The sequence below is a fragment of the Paludibaculum fermentans genome, from assembly GCF_051172195.1.
In the GTDB taxonomy this organism is placed as follows: domain Bacteria; phylum Acidobacteriota; class Terriglobia; order Bryobacterales; family Bryobacteraceae; genus Paludibaculum; species Paludibaculum fermentans_A.
Genome location: NZ_JBPJAQ010000001.1, coordinates 2431596 through 2444467 on the forward strand (window position 1 = coordinate 2431596; position 12872 = coordinate 2444467).

At 61.1% G+C, this 12872-nt stretch carries 12 protein-coding genes; 10 read left to right on the forward strand and 2 right to left on the reverse strand.

From position 1 onward, the window contains the following. Positions 1-4 precede the first annotated feature (4 nt). From ACR9Y2_RS09885 to ACR9Y2_RS09900, 4 genes are all read left to right on the forward strand, one after another. Positions 5-928, forward strand: a complete 924-nt coding sequence (locus tag ACR9Y2_RS09885) for a slipin family protein (RefSeq protein WP_435040994.1) — start codon at positions 5-7, stop codon at positions 926-928. A 151-nt stretch (positions 929-1079) separates the two neighbouring features. After that, entirely contained in the window at positions 1080-2327 is a 1248-nt protein-coding gene (locus tag ACR9Y2_RS09890) for a magnesium transporter MgtE N-terminal domain-containing protein (protein WP_435040995.1), read from the forward strand. Further along, positions 2327-3580, forward strand: coding sequence for an NRAMP family divalent metal transporter (locus ACR9Y2_RS09895; RefSeq protein ID WP_435040996.1), 1254 nt, complete (start codon positions 2327-2329; stop codon positions 3578-3580). Before ACR9Y2_RS09890 ends, ACR9Y2_RS09895 begins: the two co-directional genes overlap by 1 nt. 19 nt (positions 3581-3599) lie before the next feature. Further along, on the forward strand, positions 3600-4346 hold the full coding sequence (locus ACR9Y2_RS09900; protein WP_435040998.1) for a DUF5995 family protein: 747 nt from the start codon (positions 3600-3602) through the stop codon (positions 4344-4346). 2 nt (positions 4347-4348) lie between these two features. Here ACR9Y2_RS09900 and ACR9Y2_RS09905 read toward each other — a convergent pair whose 3' ends face one another. Then, positions 4349-5455 carry a N(4)-(beta-N-acetylglucosaminyl)-L-asparaginase gene (locus ACR9Y2_RS09905; RefSeq protein ID WP_435040999.1) on the reverse strand — a complete coding sequence of 369 codons (1107 nt, stop codon included), beginning with the start codon at positions 5453-5455 and terminating at the stop codon, positions 4349-4351. A gap of 38 nt (positions 5456-5493) precedes the next feature. Between ACR9Y2_RS09905 and ACR9Y2_RS09910 the strand changes: the two genes are divergently transcribed. Genes ACR9Y2_RS09910 through ACR9Y2_RS09920 form a run of 3 tightly spaced genes read left to right on the forward strand, consistent with a single transcriptional unit; the run spans position 5494 to position 7863 of the window. Beyond that, positions 5494-5889: a hypothetical protein gene (locus ACR9Y2_RS09910; RefSeq protein WP_435041000.1), complete on the forward strand. Its 396-nt coding sequence runs from the start codon at positions 5494-5496 to the stop codon at positions 5887-5889. A gap of 22 nt (positions 5890-5911) precedes the next feature. Then, a complete protein-coding gene (aroA, locus tag ACR9Y2_RS09915) occupies positions 5912-7192 on the forward strand; it encodes a 3-phosphoshikimate 1-carboxyvinyltransferase (protein ID WP_435041002.1) in 1281 nt (426 codons plus the stop codon). Continuing rightward, complete coding sequence (locus ACR9Y2_RS09920) at positions 7189-7863, forward strand: sensor histidine kinase (protein ID WP_435041004.1); 675 nt, start codon at positions 7189-7191, stop codon at positions 7861-7863. The genes aroA and ACR9Y2_RS09920 overlap by 4 nt, the downstream gene beginning before the upstream one ends. Positions 7864-7869: 6 nt before the next feature. Here the strand turns inward: ACR9Y2_RS09920 and ACR9Y2_RS09925 are convergent, their stop codons facing one another. After that, entirely contained in the window at positions 7870-9339 is a 1470-nt protein-coding gene (locus ACR9Y2_RS09925) for a hybrid sensor histidine kinase/response regulator (RefSeq protein WP_435041005.1), read from the reverse strand. A 43-nt stretch (positions 9340-9382) separates the two neighbouring features. Here ACR9Y2_RS09925 and ACR9Y2_RS09930 point away from each other — a divergent pair, with 43 nt between their 5' ends. From ACR9Y2_RS09930 to ACR9Y2_RS09940, 3 genes are all read left to right on the forward strand, one after another. Continuing rightward, the gene (locus ACR9Y2_RS09930; protein WP_435041006.1) at positions 9383-10240 is read left to right on the forward strand and encodes a hypothetical protein; all 858 of its coding nucleotides are present in this window, start codon (positions 9383-9385) and stop codon (positions 10238-10240) included. A gap of 355 nt (positions 10241-10595) precedes the next feature. Then, positions 10596-11780, forward strand: a complete 1185-nt coding sequence (locus ACR9Y2_RS09935) for an N-acetylmuramoyl-L-alanine amidase (protein WP_435041008.1) — start codon at positions 10596-10598, stop codon at positions 11778-11780. After that, positions 11777-12781, forward strand: coding sequence for a hypothetical protein (locus ACR9Y2_RS09940; protein WP_435041009.1), 1005 nt, complete (start codon positions 11777-11779; stop codon positions 12779-12781). The genes ACR9Y2_RS09935 and ACR9Y2_RS09940 overlap by 4 nt, the downstream gene beginning before the upstream one ends. Positions 12782-12872: the final 91 nt, after the last annotated feature.

A 12872-nucleotide genomic window follows, 5' to 3' on the forward strand; every position in this document is an offset into this window, starting at 1 on the left:
GTTTATGTTTCCCAAGGGTTTCTCGGTAAACACCAGCGGTTCCAGCGTCGTGCGGGCCCAGCCCGTCAGCAGCATCGGCGCCACCGTGTTCGCCATTTGCGTCCTTGTCGGCGTCGCACTCGGCGCCATCCTCAAGACCCCCCTCGTCGTGCTCGCCTTCGCACTTGTGGGCATCTATTTCCTCTTTGCCATCAAAGTGGCTCAGCAGTGGGAGAGAGTGGCCGTCCTGCGGCTGGGCAGATACCAGGGACTCAAGGGCCCCGGCATCTTCACCATCGTCCCCATTGTTGACCAGTTGAGCGATTTCATCGACCAGCGAATCCGTGTTACGGACGTAAAGGCGGAATCCTCGCTCACCCGCGACGCCGTCCCTGTTTTCGTCGATGCCATCGTCTTCTGGGTTGTCTGGAACGCCGAAAAGTCGATCCTGGAAGTGGAGAACTTCTTTAGCGCCATCACCATGAGCGCCCAGACCGCGTTGCGGGAATCCATCGGCCGGCATATGCTGACCGAGATGCTGACAGACCGGGAAGTGCTGGGAAAGGAGCTCCAACGCATCCTGGACGAAAAGACCAACCCCTGGGGCGTCACCGTCCAGAGCGTCGAGATCCGCGATGTCCAGATTCCGCAGGAGTTGCAGGACGCCATGTCCCGCGAAGCGCAGGCCCAGCGCGAACGCCACGCCCGCATCATCCTGGGTACGGCTGAGACGGAAATCTCGGAGAAATTCGCGGTAGCGGCCGAGCACTATCGAGACAACCCCATCGCTCTTCAGTTGCGAGCCATGAATATGCTGTATGAAGCCATTAAAGAAAAAGGCTCCATGGTGATCGTCCCCTCTTCGGCCGTTGAAACCATGGGCTTGGGCGGCATCATGGGCACCACAGCGCTCGCCAGGGGCTCGAGCGACGCGGCTCCCACCAAGTAACGCGTCCGTCATCAAGACTTCCGCCGATTGCGATCGCCGCCTGGCAAGGGCCATCCCCGACGCCAGGCGGCTTTCTTTTTGCAGCCCCGTCATTGCCACAACCAATGCCCCTGCGGGATAGTGGAAGGAAGCCTGGAGGCAGCGATGGCGGATGGCGGAAAACATTCTCTATCTCACAGAACTGCTTGGGCTGAAGGTCTATGATCTGAAGCGCCGAGTGCTGGGACGAGTGCGCGATGCCGCGCTAGTGCCCGTGGTGCATCCGGTGCGTATCGAACGCATCCTTCTCAGCGGCGGCGGCGGATATACCTGGGTCTCGGTCCGCTACGACCAGATTGAATCCATCACCCTCGACGGCATCTACCTCAGTGACGAACACCTGATTCCCTATCACGAGGATGAGTATGTTCTTCGCCTCGTCCGTGACCTTCTTGACCAGCAGATCATTGATGCCCAGGGCCGCAAAGTCGTCCGTGTCACCGACATCACCTTCGACATTCGCCGGGAAGCCTTGCGCGATGTCCTCCACGTCCTGGAAGTCGACATCGGCGTGCGCAGCGTTTTCCGCCGCCTCGTCCAGGGCGTCCTTCCACGGCGTATCGTGCGGAAACTCCAGCATTACATCCCTGTCAACTCGATCCGCTGGGAGCTGTGCAACATTCTCGAGCCCGACCCTCAGCGTCGCCTGCGGCTGAACATCGACCTCACCCTGCTCGAAGAGATGCATCCGGCCGACCTGGCTGACATCGTCGAAGAACTCAGCCCCGAGGATCGCGAAGCCATTTTCGAGGCAATCGACACCGAAGCCGCTGCCGAAGCGCTGTCTGAGATGGAGCCCGACATCCAGGCCCAGATCATCGAATCCCTCGAAACCGAGAAGGCCGCCGACATTCTCGAGGAGATGGACCCTGACGAAGCCGCCGACGTACTCGCGGAGCTTGGCAGGGAGACGTCCGAGGAGATCCTCGAAGAGATGGAAGGCGAACCCAAGGCCGAGGTTGAAGAACTGCTGGAATACGACGAAGACACAGCCGGCGGCATGATGAACACCGCCTTCGTGGCTGTGCACGAAGACGGCACCGTCGCCGATGCCCTCGAGGCCCTGCGCCGCCAGCAGGAACTAGCCGACACGCTGAATACGATTTTCCTTACCGATCTGGACGAGCGCCTCAAAGCCGCACTCCCGGTCGCTCGCGTTTTCCTGGCCCGCCCCACGCGAAAGCTCAGCGAACTCGTCCAGGACGACGTCATCAAAGTTCCGGTACGCGAAAAAGCCAACCGCATCATCGAGCTTTTCGACAAATACAACCTGCTCACTCTGCCCGTGGTGGATGAAGAAGGGCGCATGGCCGGCGTGGTGACGGCCGACGACATCATCTCGGTGCTGAGGCAGCATTGATGCAGTTGCTCAAACGGCTGAAGTACCACATCCTGGTCTTCTTCTCAGTCATTGGCCCCGGCTTTATCACCGCCATGGTCGACAACGACGCCGGCGGCATCTTCACCTACTCCCAGGCCGGCGCCAAGTATGGCTACCTGCCCTTGTGGACCCTCGCCCCCATCACCCTGCTGCTCATCGTCACGCAGGAGATGGGTTCCCGCATGGGCGCCGTCACCGGCAAGGGCCTTTCTGACCTGATTCGCGAGGAGTTTGGGCTTCGCACCACGTTCCTCATGATGGCAGTGCTTGTGCTTGCCAATCTGACCAATGTGATGGCCAACTTCGCCGGCATCGCCAGCGCGCTGGAGATGTTCCACGTCAGCCGTTTCATCTCCGTACCCATCGCGGCTGTTGGAGTCTGGCTCCTCATTGTGAAGGGGACCTATGAACGGGTGGAGAAGGTTTTCCTCTTCGCTACGGCCCTCTATGTCTGCTACATCTTCTCCGGAATTCTGGTAAAGCCCGATTGGAAAGAAGCCGCCATCAACAGCGTCAAGCCTGTGCTGATGCTCGACGAAGGCTACCTGACGATGCTGATCGGCATGGTTGGCACATCAGTCGCGCCGTGGATGCAGTTCTATCTCCAGGCGGCCGTGGTGGAGAAGGGCATCACCGCCAAGGACTATGCCGAGAGCCGCATCGAAGTGATCGTCGGCTGTATCGCTATGTCGGTCATTGCGTTCTTCATCATCGTGGCCTGCGCCGGAGCGATTCACACCATCAAGCCGCGCGATATTACCGACGCCACCGACGCGGCGAAAGGACTCGCACCCTTCGGCCAGTATGCTGTCCTGCTCTTCTGCGCAGGTCTGTTCAACGCCTCGATTTTCGCCGCCTGTATTCAGCCTCTCTCCACCGCCTATACGGTCTGCGAGGGCATGGGCTTCGAATCCGGCGTCAACAAGCGGTTTAGCGAGGCGCCCATCTTTTACTGGCTGTTCACTCTGCTCATCGTGATCGGCGCCGGGGTCGTATTGCTGCCCGACTTCCCTCTCATCAAGATGATCCTGATGAGCCAGGTGCTCAATGGAGCACTGCTGCCCTTTGTGTTGATCTTCATGATTCTGCTCATCAACAAGGAGCGGCTCATGAAGAAGTGGAAGAACAGTACGATGTTCAATGTCGTGGGCTGGTTGTCAGTCGTCCTGATGATCGGACTCACCAGCGCTTTGGTGCTGCTCAGCATCCGCGATATGATGGCAAGCCACTAGGTTCAACCTGCGCCTGCCCATGCCCTGCTCCACCATCGACGAAGTCCTGGCGTGCCTCGACGCCATCATCGATTCGCCCGAGGCCGCCAGTTCCTACCTTGGCTACTTCCCCACCCTCTATCGGAAGGTAACCGCCCAGGTGAAGCTCGGCATCGCCAATGGGCGCTTCCAGGATGGCCCGCGAATGGAGCGTATGGACGTGGCTTTTGCGAACCGTTACCTGGACGCCTACGATTGCTGGCGCGGCGGCCGTCCGGTCACTGGAGCCTGGCGCGCTACCTTCGAGGCCGGCCAGCGCTGGCGGCCGACGATCCTGCAGCACCTGCTGGCCGGCATGAACGCCCATATCAACCTGGATCTGGGGATCTCGGCAGCAGAGATCTGCACCCTGGACGATATCGACGCCTTGCGCCACGACTTTGATGAGATCAACACAATCCTGTTCGACATGGTGCAGGAAGTGACGGATTGCATTGGGAGTGTGTCGCCCTGGATGTGGATTCTCGACAAACTCGGCGGCCGCACGGACGATCGCCTGATCGAGTTCTCCATCTGGAGGGCCCGCTCCGTAGCCTGGCAAAACGCAACGGGCCTGGTCCGCCTGGACAGGGACGGCTTGGCCGCCCGCATCGTCGAGATCGACAACTTTGTAGAGGGACTGGGCCGGTTTATGTTGACGCCCGGCCCAATGCTGCGTCTGGGGCTCTTCTTCATCCGCCTGCGCGAGCCGAACGACCCGCGCCAGGTGATGAAAGCGCTTTGCTGACTTTAGGCCTTCTTCCGCTCGAGCAGGTACACGCACTTCTCTTTGCGAGACTGCCCTCCGCCGTCGTTCACCGCATATTCGAACGACGCCATATAACCGTCCCGCCGGATCCGCCCATTCCACAACGAAGCGCCTGCGTGCACGCCATCCTTGCGTAAGGCGTAGAAGTTGATGTCGAACTGATCCAACTTCTTCTGGTCGTTCTTGTAATTCCTGGCGATCCGCTTCAGCGCATCCATGCACGCGTCCGCCGGCGACATGCCGTGCCGCATATTCTCCACAATCGTGTGCGCCCCGGCGATGCGGATATTCTCCTCGCCGCGCCCGGTGGAGCCCGCCGCGCCCACTTCCTGGTCGACAAAGCAGCCCGCGCCGACAATCGGGGAATCGCCCACACGGCCGGGAATCTTCCACGCCAATCCACTGGTCGTGGTCGTGCCGGACATTTCGCCCTTCGTGTTCAATGCCAGGCAGTTGATCGTGCCGGTCGTCGGATGCTTCGCCATCCACCGCGCCCACTGGAAATCATCCTCGGTTGCATGGGGGAACATCTCCCGCAGCATCGCCGTTCCCTTCTTCTCCGGCGCATCCAGCCCGTCGGTCCAGTTGTTGTGGTTGTCCCCGTCCCGCAGCGACTGCTTCCATGTCATCCAGGCCAGCCGCGCCTTCTCCGTCAACAGGTTCATCTCCTCGATGCCCCAGGCCTTGGCGAACCGCGTCGCGCCCTCGCCCGCCAGCATGACGTGGTCGGTATTCTCCATCACCATCTTGGCCAGCCGTGCCACGTTCTTGATGTTCCGGACACTCGCCACGGAGCCCGCGCGGCCGGTGGGCCCGTGCATCACACACGCGTCCAGTTCCACCACGCCCTCTTCGTTTGGCAGACCGCCAAAGCCGACGCTGGTGTCATTGGGGTCGTCCTCAACTGTAGTGACGCCCTGCACAACCGCTTCCAGTGTGTCACCGCCTCTTTGGATGACGGCTATGGCCCGTTCACAGGCCAACATACCGTTTGCGCTTGAGATCACAATGTTCTTCGGCGCGCTCTGCATCGCCTGCGCTGCCATTGGTAAGGCAGCGCTCGACAACAACCAGTCCCGTCTCCGCATCGGAAGACCCCCTCTCGCGTTCGCTACACTGAAACTTTATGAAATGGTGGTTGCTCGCGTTCATCACGCTAGCCTCCCTATTCTTGTGCGTCGCGCAGGACCAGCGCAAGCAGAAGGGGGCATTGCTCAACGTAGTTGAGTGTAAGGCCGTGCGCCGTGAGGACACCATTCTGCTCGATGCCAAGCTGAGAAACGATGGCGAAGACACCATCCGCAACGTCGTTTTGACGATCTATTTCGTGGGGCCAGGCAAGAAAGTGGTCGCGACCCGCAAAACGGATATCGATGCCACAGATATTGAACCCGGCGGCGAAGCCGAGATCAGCCTTGAGACCCCCTTCCCGGCGCGCGCCATCGCCCTCCGGTTTGAGACCCGCACGCGCATGGAACGCTGGATCAACCTTAAGAACGATGGACCGTTCCCTATTGAATAGAGAGCGGAGGAAAGACACACTTATGAGAGAAATCATCACCCCGGGCGGCGCCCTGGAAGGCACAGTCCGCCTGCCTGGCGACAAGTCCATCTCGCACCGCTACGGCATGCTCGCCTCTGTCGCCGAGGGCGCCTCCACCATTCATAACTATTCGTCCGGCGCCGATTGCCACTCCACCCTCGGCTGTGTCCGTTCCCTCGGCATTGAGGTCGAGATCGACGGCCGCCAGGTGAAAGTCCATGGCCGCGGGCTCCATGGCTGGCAGGCTCCATCAACTGACCTGGATGCCGGCAACTCCGGTTCCACCATCCGCATGATCTCCGGCCTGCTCGCCGGCCAGCCGTTCACCAGCCGCCTCATTGGGGACGAGAGTCTCTCCCAGCGCCCCATGCAGCGCATCATGGGCCCGCTCACCCAGATGGGTGCAACCCTCACCGCGCGCGGCGGTAAGTATCCTCCGCTGGAGATTCGGGGCGCCGCCCTTCAGCCCATCGACTACACCTTGCCGGTTGCCAGCGCCCAGGTGAAGAGCTGCGTCCTGCTGGCCGGGCTGACCGCCAAGGGCGAAACCACCGTCCATGAACCCGCCACAACCCGCGACCACACGGAAGTCGCCCTGCGCGAGTTTGGCGTCGACATCGAAACCGGCCGTGGGTGGGCGCGTGTCAAAGGCCCTGCCCGCCTGGAAGCTCGCGAACTGACCGTTCCCGGCGACCTCTCCTCCGCCGCCTTCTTCCTGGTCGCGGGAGCCATCGTCCCCGGCTCCAAACTCGTGCTGCAGGACGTGGGACTCAACCCCACCCGCGCCACCCTGATCGAGTTCCTCGTCTCCACCGGGGTCGACGTCAAGATTCTCGACATGCGCATGAGCAACGGCGAACCGCGCGGAGATCTACTGGTCCAGGGCTCCAAGCTCAAGGGCGGTCTCATCGAGAAGCAATGGGCCGCGGCCCTGATCGACGAAATTCCGGTCCTGGCCATCCTCGGAGCCGTCAGCGCCGACGGCCTCACCGTACGCGACGCCTCAGAACTCCGCATCAAGGAGTCCGACCGCATCGAAACCGTCGCCACCAACCTGCGCGCGCTGGGCGTCACGATTGAAACAACCCCCGACGGCTTCCACATTCCCGGCGGACAGACCTTCCACTCTGCTGAAGTCGAGAGTTATCACGACCACCGCATCGCCATGGCCTTCGCCATAGCTGCATTGCGTGCCGATGGCCCCGTGGCTATCAACGGATCGGAAGCAGCGTCGGTGAGTTTCCCCGAATTCTGGAGTACACTGCGAGGGATCATTTCTTGAGCCGTGCGGTGGAGCCCTCCGTGGCGGATGACCCGAATCCTACTCCAGACCTGACCTTGGCCGGACTGGTCCACGATCTCAACAATGTCTTCGAGACCATCTCCGAAGCCGCCGAACTCGTCTCAGGTGACCCACAGTCCCGAGCCCTCGCTCAGGCCATTCATCGCAGCGTCGACCGCGGCCGCCGCATCGTCGGCCTCTATGTTGAACAGAGCCGCTCCGGTCCCGAACTCGATCTCGTGGTCGAGCGTGCCGCCACATTTCTGCAGGACTTCCTCACCCACATGCCCGGCACCAGGGTCAAGGTGATCAGAAAGGTTCCTGCCGGGCTGCGGCTCCAGGGCGAGCCCAGTGACTGGGAGCGCGTCTTCATGAACCTGTTCCTCAATGCCGCCCAGGCTATGAAGGAGAACGGTGGTGGCGAAATCGAGGTCGTTGCTCGCTCCGCGGACGGATCCGTGGAACTCCTCGTCTCCGACAACGGCCCGGGCATTCCCGATGCCATTCTCGGCAAGATCTTCAAACCGCGCTTCTCCACCCGCAGCAAGCATGGAGGACTGGGGTTGCATATCGTCCACACCATCGCGCAGCAATGTGGCGGCACCGTCCGGGCGGAGAACCGTAAGGACTCCGCCGGAGCGCTCTTCACCATCACCGCACCGGTCGCCTAACCACCTCTAGGCCTCGTTTGCGCTCTGCAGCAGTTCGTTCAGCGCCGCCACGAACTCGGCCACCTTCGGCTGCTTGGGCAGAAAATGGTAGGGCTCGGCACCCGCCAGTTTGGCCCGGGCCGCCTCTTCCTCGAGACCGCTCCAAATGACGATCTTCATCTTCGGGAACATCGACCGGATGCCGTGGACCATCTCCTTGGCCCGCATGCCCGGAACATGGAGATCCAGGATCACGACATCCAGCGCCGCGCCCACCTGCTCGCACAAGCCCCACGCTTCCGCTGCATTGTCCGCCGAGAACACTGTGTAGCCCGCTCGCCTCAGCAATTTCTCCGCCATATCCCGTACTGCCGGCTCGTCTTCCACCAACAGCACAGTCGCCGGCCTGGCAATGGCTGACTGCTGCATACTGCGTGCCGGTGTCACCATTCGCCATCCGGCGATGGGAGGTATCAATGCCCGCAGCATTACCCCGCCATCGGGCCGCTCCAATACTTCCAGGGCTCCGCCGTGCGACTCCGCGATGCTGCGTGACACGGTCAAACGCAGTTCGGCTGCTTCGGACTGAACCTCCGGCCCTGGTCTGCCGGCCAACCCGACGGCCTCCGTCTCCAGGACCACCACGGGTTCCGCTGCCTCTTCGTCGAACACGGTGCGCAGCCTCAGTTCGCCGCCTTCCTCGCCCAGCCCCCCGCATGCGCCCCAGGCCAGATTCAGAACGAGTTGCCTCAGTTCCGAAGCACGGCCCAGCAGCGGTGGGATGTTTCTCGCCAGGCCCGATTTCACACTCCAGCCTTCCGGCACCGAGACGCGCACCAGTTCGCTCATTTCCTGGACAATTAAGTTGAGATTCAGTGCCTGCCTGGGCGCCCCTTCCTGGTTGCGAGCATAGGCCAACATCTGCTTTGTCAGGTCGCCCGCCCGCTGCGAAACCCTGTCGATCTGAGTCAACCCATACCGCAAGGTCTCCGGCAGCGTCCGGTCCATCATCGCCAACTGCGCATTGCCCTGGATCGCAGCCAGTAGATTGTTATAGTTGTGAGCCAGAGCGCCGGCCAACGTGCCAAGCGTTTCCAGTCTCTGTGCCCTGCGCAGTCGTTGATCGAGTGACTGTTGCGTACGCTTCTCCAGCCGTTCCTTCAACGCCAGCAACCGCACCGCCAGTTCGCGCGTCTCGCAATTGAGGCTAACGTAATCATCAGCACCGGCCGCAAACAGTTGCCCGATCTCCGCTGGATCCACCCATTCGCCGGTTGCCAGCATCACGGCATCCGGCGCCAGCACTTGTCTCAACGCCCGCACCGCCGCGAGCGCGTGTTCCAGCGGGCCGCGGGGGTACGCCATGTGCAGCACGGGCAGCGTCTCGTCCGGTGGGGCTGTCAGGCCGCCAGCAATCGACACGTAACCCAGCATCTCGACCCTCTGCCGCAGGGCCAGTACGCTATCCTCAATCGGAACCGGCCAGTGAATCTTCATTGCATTACTAATACCAACGGATTAGTCTAACCCAGTCAGACGCATGAATTCCCGACTCGTTTGTCTCTTCTTCGTCCCCATCGCCGGACTCTCGGCGCAAACGTCAGCTCCCGATCCGAATGCAATCCTTCGCCGTAGCCTCGAGCGCGACCGCCTCAACAACGCGCGCGCCAAAGACTACACCTACACCCAGCGCGCGGAAAAACGCGACCTTGACTCAAAGGGGAAGGTCAAAAACACACAATCGGACACCTTCGACGTGATCATGATCGGCGAACGTCCCTATAGTCGCAAGATCGCCCACAACGACCAACCTCTACCGGCCAAAGAAGCGGCTAAGGCGCAACGGGAATTCGATAACGAGCTTAGAAAACGCCAGGAAGAGAATCCTGGCGAGCGCCGCAAGCGTATAGGCGAGGAGGAAAAACGGCGGCAGGAGGGCCGCGATTTCCTGGCCGAGATTCCCGACGCCTTCCTCCTCTCCCTGGTTGGCAGTGATATGGTCGATGGCCATCCCGCCTGGATCATCGACGCCCAGCCCCGTCCTGGCTACCAAGGCAAGGCGAAGAGGTGGGATCTGCTCACCAAGTTCAAGGGCCGCATCTGGGTCGACCAGCAGGAGTATCAATGGGTTCGGGTCGAGGCCGAGACCATCGCTCCCGTATCCTTCGGTTGGATCCTCGCCCGCCTCGATCCTGGAGCCAGGCTCACCTTCCGCCAAGCCAGGATTAATTCAGAAGTCTGGCTTCCCGTTCATGCGGTCACCCACCTCGACGCACGCCTTGGACTCCTCAAGAAGATGCGGGCCGATGTGGAAGTCACCTGGAAGGACTACCGCAAATTCCAGACCGATAGCCGGCTCCTCCCGGCCGGAGAAGCGCCCGAGTCGCCGAAGCAATAATTAGCTGCCTCATCCTGATTCAACTTCCGGGTTCCGCCTACCCGCGAGGCCAACCGGCACCAGCAGAAGGCCTCTGTCTGCTCGCCGCGCTTAATCATCCCCAATCGGCTCAGTGCTATCCGAAAAAACTGCTCCTCGTGCCTCGGGATACTCTTCCCAGAAAGACGCTGAGGCCCTATCATGACTCAGGAGATCACCCCCACCCGAGAACCCCCTTCCCTCATTTGAGCTTAGTGCTTTCCCCAAATATTCACTAAGGTAATTCACCGATGACACTAAGGTTTTGCCGCATCCCTGTCGATCTACTCCACAGCGGGGAACCGTGCGTTCAGACACCGCTCCTGGTCTTATGCCCATGACCACAACGCGAAAAGCGCCGAATGCCCTACTGCGAGCCGCTGCCGGCTGGCGGGCCGACCAGATTGCCGACCCCGTCGAGCGTCTGCGCTTCCTGCGCCACACCTTGGGCGATCGCTGCATCTGGGATCCACGGTCTGACGTCGGCCAGGCTTTCTTCCGCAGTCGCCGCACCTCCATGGTGGTCGCCCTGATCGCGCTCCTCCTGCTGCCTGCCGGCACTATGACGAGTGCCAGCCGCCTCTGGAAGCGCGGGCCCATCGTCACCGTTCAGGCCAATGAGACCGGCCCCGAGACCTTCCCAAGTGTCTGGCTTGTCGAAGCAAACCCGGGCTTTGAAACCTACTCCAACGGCCTCCGCATCGAGCGCCGCTACGAAATCGCCAACGAACCGCGCAAATACCCGGTCTTCCGCCGCGGCGACGAGGACGCAGGTCCTGTCGAAGAGCGTACGGCGCCCTCCGGGATCGTTTTCCACACCACCGAGAGCAATCAGGTGGAATTCGCTGAAGACAAGACAAAGACCATTCGCCGCGTCGGCGCACAGCTGCTCGAATTCCTGCAGCATGAGCACGCCTATCACTATATGGTCGACCGGTTCGGCAACGTCTGGCGTGTCGTCCGCGAAACCGATTCCGCCAACCATGCTGGTTATTCCATCTGGGCCGACAACAGATTCACCTACGTCAATGTCAATCGCGCCTTCCTCGGAATCTCCGTCGAAACCATAACGCAGCCGGGGGAGGCCAAGGCACAGGCCACACCCGCCCAGATTCATGCCTTGCGCGTGCTGACCGAAATGCTGCGCGCAAAATACAAAATCAGTACGGCCGACTGTGCCACGCACGCGCAGGTGTCCGTGAATCCCGACAACATGCAGGTGGGCTACCACTACGACTGGGCCTCGAACTTCCCCTATGTCGCAGTGGGACTGCCCGACAATTACGCCGTGCCCGCTCCGGGTCTCTGGCTCTTCGGCTTTACCTATGACCCCTCGCTGGTTCAGGTGACTGGTCAGGCCTTTTGGCGGGGCCTGCTACTTGGTGAGGATCAATTGCGGCAGAACGCCACGGCCCATGGCCTCGACGTCGCCGCATATCGCAAAGAATTGGAGAAGCGCTACAGGAAAGTGCTCTCCCGCATGAAAACTAAGACAGAGCTGTCCAAGGAGAATAAAGGATGAAAACCGAGCAACAACAGGCGACCATGATCGGACTCGACATTGGTACGAGCCGCGTTGTGGCAGTCAAGCAACAGAATGAGCAGGAAAGCGTGCAGGCGCAGCTCAACGCCTTCGTCGCGATCCCCCACTCCAAGCTCACGGAAAACAGCTTGAAACGGGAGAACGTTCCGCACTCCGTCAGCGACGGGCAATTGGTGGTCTTCGGCAATGAGAGCGCCCGCATGGCAGACCTGCTGGGCCGCGAAATCCGCCGCCCGATGACCCGCGGCATCCTCAACTCGAACGAACCGGAGAGCCTCCAGCAGATGGAGGAGATCGTCAACTCCGTTCTCGGCGACCGTCCCGAGGGGGGCGCCAAGGTCTGCTTCAGTGTTCCAGCTCCGCCGCTCGGCCAGGAAAGCAATCTCACCTACCATGAGGCGACCATCAAGCAGATCCTCAACCAACTGGGGTTCCTGGATGTGCGCAGCGTGAATGAAGGACTCGCCGTCATCTACAGCGAGTTGGAAGATTCCAACTATACCGGTATCGGCATCAGTTGCGGCGGCGGCCTCTGCAATGTGGCGCTCTCGTACATGTCCGTGCCCGTGCTCAGCTTCAGCGTCGCCAAGGGTGGAGACTTCATCGACTCCAGCGCGGCCGGCGTCACCGGCGAACTCATCAACCGCGTCCGCATCGTGAAAGAAGAATCCTTCCACTTCAACGGCCACTTCGCTGACAAGGTGCAGCAGGCGCTCACGGTTTACTATGACGACATGATCCAGGCAGTCGTCCAGGGCCTGAAAGAGTCATTCCAGGCTTCGCGGAATGTGCCGAAGTTCGGCCGCCCAGTACCTCTCGTGCTCAGCGGCGGTGGGGTTATGCCGCAAGGCTTCCGAGACCGCTTCGAGAAATCGATCGCGGCCACCAGCCTCCCGGTCGCCATCTCGGAGATCCGCATGGCCAAATCTCCACTGGAAACCACTGCCCGGGGTGCTCTCATCGCCGCCCTCAGCGAGTAACACTGCGGGGACGTCCGGCTCCTGCCGCCAATCGCGCGATCAATTGGACTAATCGGCGACGGGAGACGTAGCCACGCATTTCGACTGAACT

What these genes read in the sequence shown, in the direction of transcription:
- ACR9Y2_RS09885 (WP_435040994.1), top strand. Translation starts at nt 5, where the DNA reads ATGTTTCCCAAGGGTTTCTCGGTAAACACCAGCGGTTCCAGCGTCGTG.
- ACR9Y2_RS09890 (WP_435040995.1), top strand. Translation starts at nt 1,080, where the DNA reads ATGGCGGAAAACATTCTCTATCTCACAGAACTGCTTGGGCTGAAGGTC.
- ACR9Y2_RS09895 (WP_435040996.1), top strand. Translation starts at nt 2,327, where the DNA reads ATGCAGTTGCTCAAACGGCTGAAGTACCACATCCTGGTCTTCTTCTCA.
- ACR9Y2_RS09900 (WP_435040998.1), top strand. Translation starts at nt 3,600, where the DNA reads ATGCCCTGCTCCACCATCGACGAAGTCCTGGCGTGCCTCGACGCCATC.
- ACR9Y2_RS09905 (WP_435040999.1), bottom strand. Translation starts at nt 5,455, where the DNA reads ATGCGGAGACGGGACTGGTTGTTGTCGAGCGCTGCCTTACCAATGGCA.
- ACR9Y2_RS09910 (WP_435041000.1), top strand. Translation starts at nt 5,494, where the DNA reads ATGAAATGGTGGTTGCTCGCGTTCATCACGCTAGCCTCCCTATTCTTG.
- aroA (WP_435041002.1), top strand. Translation starts at nt 5,912, where the DNA reads ATGAGAGAAATCATCACCCCGGGCGGCGCCCTGGAAGGCACAGTCCGC.
- ACR9Y2_RS09925 (WP_435041005.1), bottom strand. Translation starts at nt 9,339, where the DNA reads ATGAAGATTCACTGGCCGGTTCCGATTGAGGATAGCGTACTGGCCCTG.
- ACR9Y2_RS09930 (WP_435041006.1), top strand. Translation starts at nt 9,383, where the DNA reads ATGAATTCCCGACTCGTTTGTCTCTTCTTCGTCCCCATCGCCGGACTC.
- ACR9Y2_RS09935 (WP_435041008.1), top strand. Translation starts at nt 10,596, where the DNA reads ATGACCACAACGCGAAAAGCGCCGAATGCCCTACTGCGAGCCGCTGCC.
- ACR9Y2_RS09940 (WP_435041009.1), top strand. Translation starts at nt 11,777, where the DNA reads ATGAAAACCGAGCAACAACAGGCGACCATGATCGGACTCGACATTGGT.